Genomic DNA, 16,432 nt, shown 5'->3' on the forward strand with positions numbered 1-16,432 from the left:
CGATAATGCGCGGTGCCCTCTTTTTGCTATGCTTCTCCGTAAGATAATCTTACAGATCCTCGCTCACATAAGGCAGACCCTATCATGACATCTCCACAGGCTTTGATTATTGGCGCTTCACGCGGCATCGGTTCCGGACTGGCGACGACCCTGGCCGATCGCGGCTGGCAGGTGACGGCAACCACGCGTAAAGATTCCCCGGCCAGTGCCGCCGCTATTCGCTGGCTGACGCTGGACATTAACCTGCCGGAACAGCGCGATGCGCTGAAGGACGAACTGGCAGACCAGCGGTTTGACGTGATTTTTATTAATGCGGGCGTTTATGGCCCGGACCATCAGATGCTGTCGCGCACCAGTGACGACGAACTGCTGGCGCTGTTTAAGACCAACGCTTTCTCACCGGTGCGCTGCGCGGAAATGCTGTTGCCACTGGTTAAACCACGCAGCGGCATCCTGGCGCTGATGACCTCGCAGCTGGCCAGCCTGAATGAAAACCCGGATGCCACCTACCCGCTGTATGCCGCCAGTAAAGGGGCATTGAATATGCTGGCACGCGGCCTGTCGGTGCAGCCCGAAGCCCAGGATAAAACGCTGCTCTGCGTGCACCCCGGCTGGGTCCAGACCGATATGGGCGGCAAAAGCGCCCCCCTGACGGTGGCGCAGAGCGCGGGCGGCATTGCCGACCAGCTGGAAGCCTGGCGCGGTAAGGGCGGCCATCACTATATTGATTACAGCGGTAAGTTACTGGCCTGGTAACGGCGCTTCAGCATCAACCAGCAGCAGCGTTCCGCGACTGCCGGGCAGCACCCGATGCGGGCTGCCCGGCGGTATCACAAAATAGTCCCCGTTTTTCAGCACCACGCCCTGTCCGTCTATTTCCAGCGTCATCTGCCCCTCGATCACCACCAGCAGCTCGGCAAAATGCTCATGCACTTCCTCAGGTATCCCTTCTTTGCCCATGCGGATCAGCTTCACATTCGCCTGTCCGATCTGACTGAGAATGACCGACCTCCAGGTGTGCGGTAGCGCCGCTGCCCCGGTTAATAATGATGTTGCCTTCAGCACAATCCCTTCCTTTTTAGCGCCTTTATAATAAGCGCTATTGATACCTGAAAGACGGCACCAGCGGATCTAAGATAATCCTCTAAGCTTTTGCAGCAGCTCGCTATCTGCCAGGCCCGGTTTATCGCAAACTCTTTTCTTTTTGCCCGGTTTCACAATGTTTTCCTCTGGTCTGCAGTGATAGACTCAGCAACGCGGAACAGAGGGATAATGCTCCCTGCGAACCACGCCGATAAAAAATAATAACGACGCGTTAATGCTCTCTGCTATGACAGCTTTTGCACGATTTATCCTCCACCTTACGCCCCGGGAAATCTGACCTATGAAGGAAAATTTGATTGAGCGCATCTCGACTGCGCTGGGCTCGGAAAAAACCCTCGAAGGATTTGTGCGTCAATTGCTGGAAATGCTGGAGCTGGTGACCGAGATGGAGTCCACCTATCTCACGCGGATCGACGAAGCGGGTAACGAACAGCATATCCTGTATGCGCGTAACAGCAGAAAAATGCAGATCCCTGAAGGACTGACGGTGCCGTGGCAGGATACGCTGTGTAAGCGCGCCCTGGACGAGGGGCGGCGTTACACCTGTGAGGTACCTGATATCTGGGGGGATTCTGACGCGGCCAGGGCGCTGGGGATCACCACGTACGTCAGTACCCCGGTTGTTATGGGCGACGGCACACTGTTCGGGACGCTGTGCGCGGCCAGCGCCCGCAGGCAGCCACTGTCTCAGCGCGGCGAACAGGTTCTTCAGCTGTTTGCCGAGCTTATTTCACAGTATCTTCGCAAAGAGCAGCTTTTAGAGGAGTTGCAGGAAGCGAACGCCACGCTGACCGCCGCCAGCTTCACCGACGAGCTCACCGGACTGCCCAATCGCCGCGCGGTGTTTGCCCGCCTGCCCGCGCTGTTTAACCATGCGCGCAATGATACCCATCACCTGCTGGTCGCGTTTATTGACCTGGACGGCTTTAAGGAAATTAATGACCGCTACGGGCACCAGACCGGGGATGAATTCCTGCGGGCTATCGGCCGGCGGCTGAAAGCAGTGACACAACAAGACGACGTGCTGGGGCGTCTGGGCGGCGACGAATTTATCCTTGCCACTACTGTTACCTCGCAGGATGACACCGCTGCCGCCACGCTGAAGCAGCGCATCTCGGCGATCCTGAGCGGTAGCTATCAGCTTTCTGTCGCGAAGATAGAGTATGCCGGTGCCAGCATTGGCCTGGTCAGCGTGGACCCGGCCCTGAGTACGCCGGACAGTGCGGTGCGGGATGCCGATGCCGCCATGTATCAGGATAAAGACCGACGCAAACAGAATCTGGCCTGCGGTCAGGGACTTTAGTGACATGGGTGGTGAACTGACTAAAGTTTCAGGCAAAAGGACCGATGTAAGTAGCACTCATCCTGAACTGCACGGAACGACCATGTACCTGATCAAACCCACAGAGCTGATTCTGCTGTCACTGACCCTGGCATACTGTCTGGCCACTTATCTCTGGTTCTAGCGCTCAAGGGATGAGGCCTCCGCTAACCTGATGGTATAATTCTTCTGCCCCGGCAAAAACGTAACCGGCCCCTGTGTCGGTTTTTATGTGGCTTTTTACAGACAAAAACCTCGCAGAATACGAAATAAATGCGGCTATCGTTCCAATTTTTATCGCCTTAAGCCAAATAAATAGATTGCTTTACTGAAATTTATGACAGCATACGGACCCGCTTAACCCATTCACACGAAGTGGCCAATTTTGCCCGAGGCATCGGTATGCGGCTGGCAGCGATCGGTTTAGCTCATGACTAAGGCAATCCGCCCTATGGTCATCAGGGCGAGGCCGCTATGCGGGCCTGGTTTATCCGCCACCTTGCCCCACTGGTCAACAAGCAAGACACCTTCTACAACGATTTCTTTCAGTTTGACGGCAACTCACAGACCTTTCGTCTGGTGACAAAGTTACAGATCCTCAACGATCAGTACGGACTGAATCTCACCTACGCAACGCTGGCCGCCCTGATAAAATACCCCCGTTCCTCCTGTTGCAAGAATCAAACCCCATGGACGAAACACGGTTTTTTTTATTCTGAAGCCGGCGTGGTTGAAGAGGTGTGGGAAAAAACCGGGCTCAAAGAAGGGGTGCGTCATCCACTGACCTACCTGATGGAGGCCTGCGACGATATCGCTTATTCCGTACTGGATGCTGAAGATACCGTGAAGAAAGGACTTGCCTCCTATCACGATCTCATCAGCTTTCTTCAGTGCTGGCATCAAGGTGATGAGGTGATTGACGCGCTGATAAGCCAGACGGAATTAAAAAATCGCCAATGGAACACGCATACCAATGGGCTCTCTCCCGCTGAACTTAACGATATGAGTATGCAAATGTTCCGGGTCTATGCCGTCAGTGCCCTGATCAATGCGGCCGTTGACGCTTTCAGGGATTATCACCACGTGCTTATGCAGCCTTGTTGTACCTTTGAGGACTTAATGAGGGTCAGCCGGGGCCATCAGCTATGTGAAGCGCTGAAAGAGTTCGACAGAACGCGGGGCTATCGGCATCGTTCCGTTCTGGAACTGGAGCTGAAGGGTTCGAACTATATTCAGGGACTGATGGATATGCTGTGGCTCGGCATTCACGGGCATAAAACACCGACAGAAAAAAAAGAAGATAATAAGCGTGCCCAGTGCGAAGCCGGTTTTACCCCTCTGCCTACATATCGCTCAGACACCCCTTTTGGCCGTTACGCCTATGGGCGCATCTCAGAAAATTACCGGCGTATCTTTGAAGATCCCCATAATCCGCTGCCCCGGCTGTACAAAGAAGCACAGCTGCTCACCGATGCGGTTGCAGGGATGACGGACAGTTATTTGATGGCCCTTCATGATGAGTTAAAATCGCTCTATGAATACGAATGTCGTCAAGAGCCAGAAGCATCTTAAACGCCGTATCGAACGCTTTTTCCTTTGCCGCAGTGAAGGTCAGACTGCCAGGATGCTCATCGACGCGCTGGCAGCGCACAGCCGCGCATGGATTTTCGGCGGGATGATCCGCGATATCGGGCTTTTTGGCCGCAAAGGATTTACCTCTGATATTGATATCGTGGTCGACAGCAACCGCGAGAGCTTATTACAGCTTCTCTCTACCCTGGGTGTGTCACAGCCTGCAATGACCCGATTTGGTGGCATCCGTTTTCGCTATCACGCGATGGAGTATGATATCTGGTGCCTGTCCGACACCTGGGCTTTTAGAGAAAATCTGATCCCACTGGAAGATGCAAACAGCCTGTTTAAAACAACGCTGATGACGTGGGATGCGATCCTCTATGACGTTAACAAACGTCAGGTGATCAGCCCGGACAACTATCTGGACGATCTGAACGATCGCCGTCTGGAACTGGTTTTCGGCCAAACACCCAATGAAACCGGTTCACTGATTAAAATCCTTCGTACTATCTACAACAAACGCGTAGAAGTGCTGGGGCCTGAGCTTTGTCAGTATCTCGCTCAACGACTTGGGCAGGTTGAGTTCGAGCTGCTGTGGCGCTATGAGAGGACACATTACCGCACAAACTCGTTCAGCGCCGACCAGATTACCGAACTGATACGCTACCTGGATCGGGCCAGCCCGACGGGCGATCTGAAGATAAACATCAATGAAAGAGAATGTCAGCTGGCGTTTCATTTTAACGATAACCCAGGGAAAGGATGAGAGGTGCTGATTATCTTTGATATGACTCAACATTTCCTCTCAGAGTTGTGCTAATATCCTTTCCGCTCTGCGGCCATCGTATAATGGTATTACCTCAGCTTCCCAAGCTGATGACACGGGTTCGATTCCCGTTGGCCGCTCCAGCTCCCCTCTCTCAGTCCCGTTTCCTTCCTTAAGCAAAATTTCCCGTAAAACTTTTTGATCCGATGCCGATAACCGTTATCAGGAAAAATGAGGGTCGGGCAGGATCATGCTAAGTCTAAAAACCAATGTGTCAGCGCTTGTCGTGCAGCAGCATTCCCTGAAAACCAGCTCTGCCCTTGATGAGTCTATCCGTCGCCTCTCCTCCGGGATGCGCATCAACAGTGCCCGCGACGACTCGGCGGGACAGGCAATTGCTAACCGCCTGACCAGCCAGCAGAAAGGCCTCGCCCAGGCGCAGCGTAACGCTGCCGACGGCCTGTCGCTTGCTGAAACCGCTGAAGGCGCACTGAGTGAAATTAACGATCGCTTACAGCGCATCCGCGAACTGACCGTTCAGGGGGTGAGTGAAACCTATTCTCAGACCGACAGTGATGCGATTCAGGCCGAGATTAATCTCAACCTGAAAGAGATCGACCGACTGAACAGCACCGCCAGCTTTAACGGCATCAGCCTGTTGAACGGTAGCGCGGGAAAAGTGGGCTTACAGGTGGGGGCGTACGATAATAATAAAATCGACCTCGACTTAACGCGCGGGTTCAGCGTTGAACAACTCGGGTTAAAAGACCTGATTATTCGCGGTATCAGCGGCGCGGTCTCACCGGTCAATACCCTCACCGGCATTGCCAATAATATTGCGCTGAACAGCGGAGCGGTGTCGGTCAGCTATAACACCAACGGAACACTGACCTCTCCGCAACTGGTCAGAAGCAACGCCAGCAATCAGCTCTACATACAGGGAACGGCTGCTGACGGCACGGCGGCGTTTTATCCGGCATCCTACGCCGCCACCTGGACAACCGCGACGGCCAGCGGCACAGTCGCTGTCGGCACCACCAGCATGACGCCCCTCTACAGCGCCGTCGATGAGATTGCCGCCCGCCCTCTGCCGTCGGTTAACTTCCTGGACGACAGCGGCAACGCCCTGGCCGCCAGCCCGCCGCCCACTCTCACGGAGAGTAACGGCCAGTATTATATTGAGCAGAACAATGTCTATTACGCTGCCGGGATCCGCTTTAGCACCAGCGGGAATGTCACGGCGCAGATAACGCAGGCCACCGGTCAGCCGGACACCGATTTTTCCCCCCTGCCGGCCCAGGTAACGCAGACGCCCGCCATCGATATCAGCGCGGCGACGGTGACCTTTACCGATGCTGGCGGCAGCCCCGTCGCAGGCAATGATGCCCGTCTGGTCCAGTCCGGCGGGCAGTACCTGATGGAAGTGGCGGACGGCAGCGGTCACTATCAGTATTTCAATGCCAGCGTCAGCGCCAGCAGCGACGGGACGAACAACACATTAAGCGTGACGGCCAGCAGCACCGCCAGCCAGAACAGCTTTACGGCCGTGTCGACCGTCACGGGAACCTCCATCGTGACCCTCGACCCGGCCAATGTTGAAACCCGCTACAGTGATGCCGCTGGCAACACATTCAGCGATGTGCTGCGCCTGGACGCCAGCGGCAACTATTATATGGACGTGCGCGGCGCGACTGTCGATAAAACGGCCACACTGGTTCATCAGGATGACGGCAGCAATACGCTGCTGTTAAAAACGCTGCAGGGCGTGGGAGACGTACAGATTTACTTCGCCACCACGATGGCCGCCGTCACGGATGCTTCCACCAACAATACCCAGATGAGCATTGCGGAGGTCGGGTCTGAAATTCGCCTCCGTAACCCGGACGATCCGCTGGCCACCCTTGACCGTGCTATCAGTCGCGTGGACAGCCAGCGATCGCTGCTCGGTGCCGCCGCTAACCGCCTGATGTCGGTACAGAACGTGCAGGCCACCACGACCACTCATCTCGCCACCTCACGATCGCGTATTGAAGATGCCGATTATGCCGCCGAGGTTTCCGCGCTGACCCGCGCGCAAATCCTGCAGCAGTCGAGCGCATCGCTGATGTCGAAAGTGATGACAATGACGCCGCAGATGATTATGTCGTTACTGGAGGGGTAATTCATGCTACCAGCGCGGAGAAAGGAGTCCCCGCGCCCTCCTCAGGTTTTACTCACCGTCCAGGTTTTGACTTTATCGTTTTGCAGGCGAACCGTCAGGGTTCTGCCTTCGGTGGTACTGCCGGTTTTCGCCTGGCTCCACGTCCACATCAGTATCGACTGCCCCTGCGGAAAAGGCGTGTCTGAAGAAGGCTCACCAAACAGCGCGATCAGATCCTGCTTTGTCGTCACATCATGATGGATACTGGCCAACTGGGCATCATCGAAATTATTGCCCACTGATGCGGTGCATCCGGTCAGCAGCGCCAGCATCAGGCACCCGACTATTTTTTTATTCATGGCTGGCACCTCTGCCGTTATGATTATTCTGCTGCATAAACTACAGCATAAATTCCGAAAATGGTGACGCCTTTTCATTGACTCAGGATACGACGACCCGTTTGCTGAACATGGTGTTGAGCGCCAGCGCGAGCAGCCCTGCACCAACGACGATCAGAAACAGATATCCCAGCCAGTGGAACAGCCAGATCCCCGCCACGCCACCCAGTAAAAACGCCAGGATGGTATAAAAGTGCAGCCGAAGGCGTTCCAGATACTGCGGGGCATTCTGCGGTGACTCTTTCCGGCGCAGCACGTCAAACAGCATAGCCAGTTCAATACCAATATCGGTTGCCGTGCCGGAAACATGAGTGGTTCTGACCCGCGCATTAGAGATCCGGGTGACCACCGCATTTTGCAGCCCCATCAGAAAGCTCAGACTGAGGATCAGCAACGCCCCCGGTGATGCCAGCGGCAGCCAGCCAGCCACCGCGCCCAGCAGCACCAGTGCCAGTCCCTCTATAAAAATGTTCACGGCATAAATAGTACTGATGGCTCTTCTGCGGCCCGCATTAATAATCAGGGTCGACACAGCCGAACCGGCGATAAATAACAAAACAATGGCCAGAAAGAAGATGCCCGCCGTCAGATTAGCCTTCGCCAGATGATCCGACAACGAAGAGATATTGCCCGTCATATTGGCCGAAAAAAAACCGACACTTTCAAAGGCTGCCGTATTCAGCGCCCCGGCCACGGCGGCCAGCGTACAGGCCAGACGGCTATCCGTATTGAAAGTTCTTGCCGCATCGGTACTGATCAACATGTCGCTAACTCAACAAAAACGCACAATACGCTATGATCCCCCTGTTCAGGCTGACTGGCAACAGGTGCATTGCGGTATTGTCCATATTCCGTGAACGGCGCTTTTGTTCCATACAAACGCTATTAGTTAGGAGACACTATTATTATTGCATTACCAGAGTAGGCTCCCGGTTTCGCGCCCGTTATCGTCAAATCAGATCTAACCATCAGTCTTGGCCCCGGAACTAACCCTACTGACACCCAAGTGCTGACACCAGGCCCCAGAACTAGCCTGTTTCCCCCCTCGATGGTGACATTTGGAGATGGACCGCATGATACGTCTGTATAAATGGTTATTTGATCGCTAGCGTTAGGACCAAGAGTCCCGTGTTGCAGATCTCGCAGCGGTCCGACGCTGCAGGATTCTTCCGGCGCAGGGGGTTGCACACAATTACGAGCGCCTGTATTAGCAACGATCCCGGCGTTAAATGTTCCCCATGGCGTGGCGAGTCCCGCCCCTGTCAGCACACCGGCCATCGCACATTCCGCCCCCGGACCAGCCCCATTATGGAAGCCCCAACTCGATCCGAACGAACACTGGGTGACATCATCGATGTCCCAGTGAAAGGTATCTGCAAACCTGCACCCGGCGGACATACTTGGTCGGTGCGCCGAATTGTCCTCCCATGCGCACATTGTGAACGGCTTGCCGTTCCCGCCGAACGAACAGTGGATACCGACAAACTTCAGAATTGAGTCTGTGGGTCTGTAAGGGACGGAAGGTTCTCCCTGTTCCACCATCCCAACCCTTCCTGCATACATAACACCAGATGAACACGGCCCCTCCGACGACCCCTGGCATTGCGTGATGCGCGCTTCAGTAACTGTTGGCCATAGTATGGCCCTGGCCGGAGTCGGTGCTGCAAAATAGAGTAATAAGCTCAGTCCGGTCAACAGGGCCAGATGACAGGCTTTATAAGCCCGGTCATTTTTGTGGCTTGTTTTTTTAAAACACAGGTTCATTTTTTCACCATTTGGAATATCAGATACACCGGGCAGAACGAACATCTACTTTGTATCGTTGGTGCCGGATGGGATTAATTGATTCCGCTGTCACAGACAATCAAAATAATTCCCCAGTATCCTGCGTGCTTCTAATATCCCCCCGCCTCGTACGTCTGCATCCGTAACTCAGTCTCTGACGGTGACAGTTTTGTATCCGGGCATGCTGGTATTAAAAGCCCATGTGATATCGGTACTGATCAAAATGTTGAAAATTCTACAAAAAAAACACTAATTTAAGGCATTAATGGGCGGTGAAAACGCCAGGCAATGGGTTGGACCATCTTAAGAAAAGCACTGTTGCGCCTTGCGATTCTGCTGCATATCGCAAGGCACCCCAAAATGCTTTCAATGCATTAAGACACTCAGGTAGTGCCCATACGCGGTTAACGGCGCTTTTGTTCCATGCAAAACGCTATCAGTCGGGAGACACCATTATTACAGCATTAGCTGAGTAGGCTCCCGGTTTCGCGCCCGTTATCGTCAAATCAGATTGAACCGTCAGTCTTTGATTCTCAACCCATGCTGTCAACGTCGTACTGACGCCAGGTCCCAGATTTAGCGTCGCGCCACCCACAATGGTCACCTTTGGAGACAGACCGCATGAAACATTAGTATAAGTCGTTCTTATATCGTTATCGGTTGGACCAAGAGCCCCATGCTCCAGGGTTTGCAGCGTGCCGACGCTGCAGCCTACTTCCGGCGCCAGAGGTTGCGAGCAATTACGGGAGCCAGAATTGGCTACGTCCAGGGCATGCAGCGCTCCCCACGGGGTGTAAAGCAGCACAGATGACTGGCTCTGTGCGCCGACCATCACACACTCCCCCCCCGGGCCGGCCCCACCATGCGGTCCCCAAGTCGTTCCGAACGAGCACTGGCTGATATCCTTGATGTCCCAGTGGTCTTTATCTACAAACTTGCATCCATAGGCCAAATCTGGACGATGCGATAAATTGTCAGCCCATGAGCACTGACTGAACGGCACGCCGTTCCCGCCGGCCTCGCAGTGGATACCAACAATTCGCACACCTGACGACAGCGGGGGCCTGGGGGCGGTAGGTTTCCCCTGTTCCAGAAAAATGATCTTTCCCGAATAATAAACATCTTCCGAACACGGCTGCTGCCACGTATCCCTGCATTCCGTGATGTGCACGTCAGTTGTAACCGGCCATAGTATGGCCCGGGCTGGAATCGGAGCTGCAAAATAGAGTAATAAGCTCAGTACAATTAACAGAACCAGATGACTGGTTTTATAAGATTGGTCATTTTCATGATCTATTTTTTTAAAGTATGGACTCACTTCTGTCACCATTGTGGAATATTAAAAGATCGAACAATTCGAGCACCCACCTCGTATCGTTGGTGCCGGATGGGATTAATTAATTCCGCTGCCACAGACAATCTAAATAATTTCCCAGCATCCTGTCCTGCGCGCTCCTAATGTCGATATTGCTTCGTACGTCCGCATCCCAACTCAGTCTCTGTCGGTGACAGTTTCTGTATCCGGGCATGCTCGTAAAACCGCGTGCGTCGTGCATGATGGTGGGAGCCTGTTGAACTGCCGCACGCAAAGAAAGCATAAACGTCAGATATTGACTTTGAAGGTCGCATGACGACGGTTGTATAGCCTGGGCGAAGCGTCTTGCCTGGCTACTGCGCACTTATTCATATTCAAGTCTAAAGGTAGCCACCGCGCTGAACGGCCCACCCGCAATGGTTCGCTTGGCGATCGCCTCCGGTTCACCCTGCACATAAGCCTGGAACATCAGAACATTGCTGCCGCTGTCCAGCGGATAAATTTGTCCTTCTTTATTTAGCGCCAATGGCTGCCCCGCCTGGTTTTCCAGGCCGATAGCAATACCGGATGCCATACTGCCGCTGTTAACAGCCAGCAGCCCCTTCAGATTAGGATTTTCCGCACCGCTAAAGACTATCATCACTATTTTAGACAGGCTCAGATCGCACTGCGACAGTCGAATATTAAACTTCTGACTGGGCGTTCGTTTATTAATGTACAGGTAATTAGCAAAGACAGGGTCAAAGTTCATCTGTACGCTCTCGTCACCCTGTGCGATTACGCAAGGTTCCGCTACCAGCGCACCGTGCAGGCGAACATTGTAAGCCTGCGCCATGCTGCTAAATACCAGCAACGATGTAATCGGTAACGCAAAAGTCAGTCCTTTTACCCAGTTCATTGATAAACCACCCTCAATGTAGCCGTAGCTTCAAACGGCCCCTCTGTTAATGTCGCACCTTGCCGTTTCACCGGCACGGCCTCAAGCCGCGGTTTACTGAGGATGCTGATAGGGAGCGGTTTGTTCAGGGTAAAGGGAATGCCATTTTGCTTAATCTGGATAGCCAGATCGGTAATACCGGTAACGACCGCCGCCCGATCATAATCTGCTGGTGTGCCGACTATCTCCAGCGTCATTCCCTTATCGTCTGCGCCGGATTCACAGGTAATCTGGTAGTTCATCGGCTGCAGGTAGTTCTCCCCGTTGACTTTGTTAATCCCTACCCGATTGCCAAAGTCAACATCAATAGCGTCATCCTTGCTGTTTTTTATGGTGCAGGCAGGAGGATCAATTAAAGTGCCAGTGAACATCATATTCTTCGCAGCCTGCCCCGCAGGACTCAGCACGCCACAAATCAGCAGCAAGACAGCACCTGAGTAGCTTTTCATTGATAATCCACCTTCATCGTGGCACCAGCGGAAAACGGTCCGCTAGTCAGGATGGCACCGGGGCGTTTTACCGGCACCGCCTCAAGATTTGGCACATTCTGATAGTTGAAATTCAGCCAGCGATTGATGGGCATAGGCTCACCATTACTTAACACTTCAATACCAAAGTCAGTTTTTGCGGTTCCCAGTACAGAGGCATCAAACGCAGCACCGGCCCCCTCAATCATCATCTTTAACGCATTCGACGAAGCGCCATCGCACTGTAATGAATAGGTGATCTTCCTTTTTTTATAGTTGCCGTCGACTTTGTTCGTTATCACGTCGTCACCAAACGGCACTTCAATTAAACCACCTTTATTGATGGTGCACGCCGGCGCTACAACCTGCACCTCGACTCTCACTTTGGTACTGGCAGCCCTCGCCTGAAAGGCGGCTCCCACGACAGCCAGTGCCAGGCAGATCACATACAACGCCGGTTTCCGTCTGCATAACCTCACAGTGCCCATGGCCCCCGCCTTAGTCATAGTTAAGCCTGAAATCAACATGAGCTGAATAAGCTCCAGCCTGCAGCGGTGCGCGCGTACGTTCCGGTGTGACAATATAGTCCAGTGAGTCTTGTCCTGCGGCCAGCAGCAGCGGTGCCCCACGGCTGCCCAGCCGAATATCACGTCCGAGAGAGTCAGCCATACGCAACGCGACGCCAGATGCCCCGCGTACCGCGATTAGCTGTGGGTTATCTGCGTCTGCTGGTGCGACAAAAGTGAACGACACGGCCGGCTGGTAAGCAGCCCATAGCAGATTTCCATTATGCTCGTCGCGATTGTTCGCGGGGCTGCGTACGCAGTCCCGCAGGTGTAGCGTTATGGCAACCGGCGTCCCCTGTGCACCTATTGTCGCCATACGCGCTGTCCCTGTTTCCCCCAGCCATACATCCTGATAAGCCGATGACATCTCTAACCGGCAAGCACTCTCAGTCAGCGCGCCGCGTATATTCAACACACCATTAGCACCATCGACATCCCAGTTATCCGCTGCATGGGTTTCCGGGAGCATCGCCATCACGTAGCCAAACACCAACGGGATTACCAGCACCGCCATTCCTTTAACCAACAGGTCATGCCGCTGAGGACAAGACAGGAAATCCTTCCTTTGATTTCGTTGTTGCATGCTCCGTTCCCTCTGTTAAGGTAGTAATCAACCCTTTTTTCCCGGTTTCACTTTGCATTCGGTTCCGCCACAATCGAACTGCAACTGTGGACGTCCGCCGTAATCATTGACATAGATCAGCACTGGCGCATTACCCAGAATGGACGCGCTAACGTTCAATACCTCTTTCGCCTTTGGCGCTATCATCAGCGGTTCAAACCCCTTAACGCTGGCCCCACCTGGCTTTGTGGTGGCATCGATAAGCGTCACGTAATACGGCGTCGGATTGTTAACCAGGTATTTGCCACCCTGCTTGATCAGCGTCAGCTTTTCCTGCCAGGGCGCAGCACCTTCGGTATCACTTAACGCATCAGGCCGATAAAACAATTTGATGCGCGTCTGCAATGCCAGCTGCAATGTGTTAGGTTTTTCACTCTTTGGCGGGATCTCACGCAGGTTGAAATAGAACAGCGTCTCGCGGTCCTGAGCCAGAAGATTGACGTTAGATAAGGCCTGAATCTTAATCTGGCTTTTAGCGCCGGGTTCCAGACGCTGCAAGGGCGGCAACACCATCAGTGGCGTAGTGATTTTATTCCCTTGGGCATCTTCAACCCATCCCTGCGCCAGATAAGGCAGTTGCTTATTTTCGTTACTGATGTTCAGGCTGACAGATTTATCAGCACCGCTAAACACCACCCGGGTTCGATCCAGGGCAATCGCTGCCTGAGCCTGCTGTACGCACAATACGCCTGTCAGCAGGGCACCTGTCAGGGGTAAAAAGTTCTTGTTCATTACGTTCATCGTTGATTACTCGCTATCTGAGTTCTTTCAATTCAGTAAGGTGGCCAGGGCAAGTGGAAGTCAGCTCGCCCCGGCACAGTGGCTAAAATTTTGTTTCTGGCGCGAACATCAATCTGCCTCTTTACCTGTCGGCAGCAGACGGCATGGCAGCAAGAGAGCTGACGTATCGCTGCGCGGTATCTGTGCGGGTAGCGTAACCACACACTGCACCTGTCCACTCCAGCGTACGGTCATCTCTTCTTCAGGGTTAATACCGCTCAGATATACGCTACCGTCGTCGCCAATGATGCCAACGTTCTGCTTTTTAGGGTTTTGTACCGTGGCGCCGAACGGAGGCGTGGTGCCATCAGCCAGGCGGATAACCGCCATGGCTTTCTCACCGGCGATCACCTCAAATTTGCGATAGCCAATGGCCCCCTCGGTCAGGGTCGCCTGCACCACGGAGCGCGTCGCCTCAGCATTTTCAGGAAGTTCGTTGACGTCGATGCTGATTTTATTGCGGTAGTAGCTGTTGACGTCGGTTACTACCGCTTTGCCGAAGCGGTTACTGCGTGTCACTGGGCCATAACCGCTAATCGGAATATCCGCCACACCGTCGGTATCAAGCAGTAAGCGGGTTCCGCCAATCATGCCTGAACGGTGCAGCGCAGCCCCTTCGAGGGTGGCCGTTGCTCCCCCCTGTAGCGATAACCCCACAGACGAATAACGCCCTTCCTGGTAACTGGCGTTAGCATCGATCTGCGCCATGTCCCCCTGGTGAGAGTAATAGCCACTCGCCATACCGCCGTCGCGGCTAATGCCGCTACTCAGTTGGTAACTGTCGCCATTTTTCAGTCGATCGTAGTAACTCACCTGGTGACTGTTGTTGGTACGGCTATAGCTGCCGCTGTAGCTGATCGATCCGCTGCCTCCCCACGGCAACGATAACGAGAGGTACATGCCGTCGTCGTTGGCACCGTAATATTTATTGCGGTATCCCGTCAGCGACAGGCTGATATTCCTGAACTGACCGATGTCGAAATTACGCGACAGCGTCAGGGTATAACGGTCATTGGTGGCACTGTTCCAGTAAGTCTGGTGGTTGTAGTTCAGGTAAGCACTCACCCCCAGATCGCGGAGTTGCTGGCTGTAACTGATGGTGTACATTTCTTTGCTGCTCTGGGTGCGGATACCGTTCTCCAGCACATCCAGATATTCACTCATCGACATGTAGTTCCGCTCCGAGAAGCGGTAACCGGCGAAGGTCACCTGGCTGTCAAATTCGTCGAAGCTTTTCGAATAACTCAGTCGGTAGGAGCCACCGGTCAGCGTGCCGTTTTCCCATTGATTGTTCAGGCGCGCACGCGACTGGGTAACGTCAAATGACAGCGCACCGAACATCATCAGATCCCGTCCAAGGCCGACTGCGACTGCATTGTAATCACCGCCCGCCACACCGCCGCCGTAAAGCGACCAGCCGTTGCTAATCCCCCAGGAAAACTCCCCCGTGGCAAACAGCGGCCCATTGGTGTTGTGCTTCCAGTCGGAGGGCCGCCCGCTTGCCACTTTGTAACGTACGGTCCCCGGTCGGGTCAGATATGGAATGCTGGCAGTATCAATTTTGAACTCCTGCACGCTACCGTCCTGCTCTTCGACACGGACATCCAGTTGCCCGGTGACGGCATCATTGATGTCCTGAATACGAAACGGCCCAGATGCAACCTGGGTTTCGTAGAGGACGCGTCCCTGCTGGCTGATAATGACCTTAGCGTTGGTGCGAGCCACCCCGGTCACCTCGGGTGCATAACCGCGCAGGTTCGGTGGCAGCATGCTGTCATCACTGGTCAGGCTAGCCCCCGTAAAGCGGAAACTGTCAAAAATGTCGGAATACAGGTAATTTTCCCCAACCGACAGCTGTGCCCCCATGCGAGGGAGCGCCCGGTAAGCATAATAGCGGCTCCAGTCCCAGCTCTGGCGCGTACCCTCACCGCTACCAGTGGTATGATCCAGCCGTGTTTGCCAGTCAGCGCGCAGCCGCCAGGCCCCCAGATTCCCACCAATCGTACCGTTGCCGCTGACGTTATATTTCTGTTCACCACGTTGCTGCTGACGCTGAGTTTGCGCATTGAGGTAATAATCCAGCAGCAAGCCGGGAACACCATTATCCCAGCGCGATGGTGGATCCCAGTTATCCGCAGAATACTCGAGATAGGCCTGCGGCAGGCTCACGGTAAGGCTGGCACTGCCTAAATCGCCACGCGTTGACATACCCGGCAAACTTTTCAACGACAGGCACTCACCCTGATGCCACCAGGTGAGTTTTTCTTTCATATCCGGCTTTAAACCAAACTGTTCAACCATTGATGGGCTGATGCAGGCGGTACTGTCTTTAGCATCATCCTCTGCGGGATAAAAAATTACGGACTGCTCAGGTAATTCCTGCTTATTAATTCGCACAAGCATGATGTAGTTGCCTGGCATGATATAACCACCGCGAGAGAACTGCCCCAGATCGATATTTTGACGATCTTTCACATCAAGAACATCAGTATTGAACTGTACTTCTTCCGCACTGGCATAATACCCAACAAAACCTAGCGCACAGGCAATGTAAACGCCCAGCGTACGGACGGGAAAGGGTAATAAATTCCAGTTAGCCATCATCATGCTTATTAGTCCCTTTTCTTATTTCCACACCAGCGCCACCAATGAAAAT

Annotated in this window: 13 protein-coding genes, 1 tRNA gene and 1 pseudogene; 6 read left to right on the forward strand and 9 right to left on the reverse strand. The window is 53.8% G+C overall.

Translation table 11 applies throughout. The features are described from left to right. Positions 1 to 81: 81 nt before the first annotated feature. Positions 82 to 756, forward strand: a complete 675-nt coding sequence (locus K6L24_RS15805) for an SDR family oxidoreductase (RefSeq protein ID WP_425333074.1) — start codon at positions 82 to 84, stop codon at positions 754 to 756. Here the strand turns inward: K6L24_RS15805 and K6L24_RS15810 are convergent. Next, positions 742 to 1,065 carry a cupin domain-containing protein gene (locus K6L24_RS15810; protein WP_245006690.1) on the reverse strand — a complete coding sequence of 108 codons (324 nt, stop codon included), beginning with the start codon at positions 1,063 to 1,065 and terminating at the stop codon, positions 742 to 744. The genes K6L24_RS15805 and K6L24_RS15810 overlap by 15 nt on opposite strands. Before the next feature lie 319 nt (positions 1,066 to 1,384). Here K6L24_RS15810 and K6L24_RS15815 point away from each other — a divergent pair, with 319 nt between their 5' ends. From K6L24_RS15815 to K6L24_RS15835, 5 genes and pseudogenes are all read left to right on the forward strand, one after another. Next, on the forward strand, positions 1,385 to 2,407 hold the full coding sequence (locus K6L24_RS15815; RefSeq protein WP_062745166.1) for a sensor domain-containing diguanylate cyclase: 1,023 nt from the start codon (positions 1,385 to 1,387) through the stop codon (positions 2,405 to 2,407). 468 nt (positions 2,408 to 2,875) lie between these two features. Then, positions 2,876 to 3,997 (forward strand): annotated as a pseudogene (gene dgt, locus K6L24_RS15820) (dGTP triphosphohydrolase); the annotation flags it as partial. Continuing rightward, complete coding sequence (locus K6L24_RS15825) at positions 3,960 to 4,766, forward strand: hypothetical protein (protein WP_222681642.1); 807 nt, start codon at positions 3,960 to 3,962, stop codon at positions 4,764 to 4,766. The pseudogene dgt and the gene K6L24_RS15825, both read left to right, overlap by 38 nt. 69 nt (positions 4,767 to 4,835) lie before the next feature. Next, positions 4,836 to 4,909 (forward strand) — tRNA-Gly (locus tag K6L24_RS15830). A gap of 107 nt (positions 4,910 to 5,016) precedes the next feature. After that, on the forward strand, positions 5,017 to 6,927 hold the full coding sequence (locus K6L24_RS15835; RefSeq protein ID WP_222681643.1) for a flagellin N-terminal helical domain-containing protein: 1,911 nt from the start codon (positions 5,017 to 5,019) through the stop codon (positions 6,925 to 6,927). Between the two features lie 41 nt (positions 6,928 to 6,968). Here K6L24_RS15835 and K6L24_RS15840 read toward each other — a convergent pair whose 3' ends face one another. The 8 genes from K6L24_RS15840 to K6L24_RS15875 form a co-directional block, all read right to left on the reverse strand. Next, complete coding sequence (locus K6L24_RS15840) at positions 6,969 to 7,265, reverse strand: hypothetical protein (RefSeq protein WP_062745163.1); 297 nt, start codon at positions 7,263 to 7,265, stop codon at positions 6,969 to 6,971. Positions 7,266 to 7,347: 82 nt separating this feature from the next. Beyond that, complete coding sequence (locus tag K6L24_RS15845) at positions 7,348 to 8,067, reverse strand: YoaK family protein (protein ID WP_062745162.1); 720 nt, start codon at positions 8,065 to 8,067, stop codon at positions 7,348 to 7,350. A 2,701-nt stretch (positions 8,068 to 10,768) separates the two neighbouring features. After that, complete coding sequence (locus K6L24_RS15850) at positions 10,769 to 11,302, reverse strand: fimbrial protein (RefSeq protein ID WP_062745156.1); 534 nt, start codon at positions 11,300 to 11,302, stop codon at positions 10,769 to 10,771. Beyond that, complete coding sequence (locus K6L24_RS15855) at positions 11,299 to 11,790, reverse strand: fimbrial protein (protein ID WP_062745154.1); 492 nt, start codon at positions 11,788 to 11,790, stop codon at positions 11,299 to 11,301. Before K6L24_RS15855 ends, K6L24_RS15850 begins: the two co-directional genes overlap by 4 nt. Beyond that, positions 11,787 to 12,335, reverse strand: coding sequence for a fimbrial protein (locus K6L24_RS15860; protein ID WP_240043752.1), 549 nt, complete (start codon positions 12,333 to 12,335; stop codon positions 11,787 to 11,789). Before K6L24_RS15860 ends, K6L24_RS15855 begins: the two co-directional genes overlap by 4 nt. Then, the gene (locus K6L24_RS15865; protein WP_062745151.1) at positions 12,307 to 12,957 is read right to left on the reverse strand and encodes a fimbrial protein; all 651 of its coding nucleotides are present in this window, start codon (positions 12,955 to 12,957) and stop codon (positions 12,307 to 12,309) included. Before K6L24_RS15865 ends, K6L24_RS15860 begins: the two co-directional genes overlap by 29 nt. 27 nt (positions 12,958 to 12,984) lie before the next feature. Then, the gene (locus K6L24_RS15870; protein WP_118664502.1) at positions 12,985 to 13,728 is read right to left on the reverse strand and encodes a fimbria/pilus periplasmic chaperone; all 744 of its coding nucleotides are present in this window, start codon (positions 13,726 to 13,728) and stop codon (positions 12,985 to 12,987) included. A 117-nt stretch (positions 13,729 to 13,845) separates the two neighbouring features. After that, on the reverse strand, positions 13,846 to 16,383 hold the full coding sequence (locus K6L24_RS15875) for an outer membrane usher protein (RefSeq protein ID WP_157076011.1): 2,538 nt from the start codon (positions 16,381 to 16,383) through the stop codon (positions 13,846 to 13,848). Between the last annotated feature and the right edge of the window lie 49 nt (positions 16,384 to 16,432).

Origin of the sequence: Erwinia persicina, from assembly GCF_019844095.1 — a bacterium.
Taxonomy (GTDB): Bacteria; Pseudomonadota; Gammaproteobacteria; order Enterobacterales; family Enterobacteriaceae; genus Erwinia; species Erwinia persicina.

Bases quoted from the DNA above. Each gene is read 5' to 3' on its own strand.
- K6L24_RS15815 (WP_062745166.1), top strand. From the start codon at position 1,385: ATGAAGGAAAATTTGATTGAGCGCATCTCGACTGCGCTGGGCTCGGAA.
- K6L24_RS15825 (WP_222681642.1), top strand. From the start codon at position 3,960: ATGAATACGAATGTCGTCAAGAGCCAGAAGCATCTTAAACGCCGTATC.
- K6L24_RS15835 (WP_222681643.1), top strand. From the start codon at position 5,017: ATGCTAAGTCTAAAAACCAATGTGTCAGCGCTTGTCGTGCAGCAGCAT.
- K6L24_RS15840 (WP_062745163.1), bottom strand. From the start codon at position 7,265: ATGAATAAAAAAATAGTCGGGTGCCTGATGCTGGCGCTGCTGACCGGA.
- K6L24_RS15845 (WP_062745162.1), bottom strand. From the start codon at position 8,067: ATGTTGATCAGTACCGATGCGGCAAGAACTTTCAATACGGATAGCCGT.
- K6L24_RS15850 (WP_062745156.1), bottom strand. From the start codon at position 11,302: ATGAACTGGGTAAAAGGACTGACTTTTGCGTTACCGATTACATCGTTG.
- K6L24_RS15855 (WP_062745154.1), bottom strand. From the start codon at position 11,790: ATGAAAAGCTACTCAGGTGCTGTCTTGCTGCTGATTTGTGGCGTGCTG.
- K6L24_RS15860 (WP_240043752.1), bottom strand. From the start codon at position 12,335: ATGTTGATTTCAGGCTTAACTATGACTAAGGCGGGGGCCATGGGCACT.
- K6L24_RS15865 (WP_062745151.1), bottom strand. From the start codon at position 12,957: ATGCAACAACGAAATCAAAGGAAGGATTTCCTGTCTTGTCCTCAGCGG.
- K6L24_RS15870 (WP_118664502.1), bottom strand. From the start codon at position 13,728: ATGAACAAGAACTTTTTACCCCTGACAGGTGCCCTGCTGACAGGCGTA.
- K6L24_RS15875 (WP_157076011.1), bottom strand. From the start codon at position 16,383: ATGATGATGGCTAACTGGAATTTATTACCCTTTCCCGTCCGTACGCTG.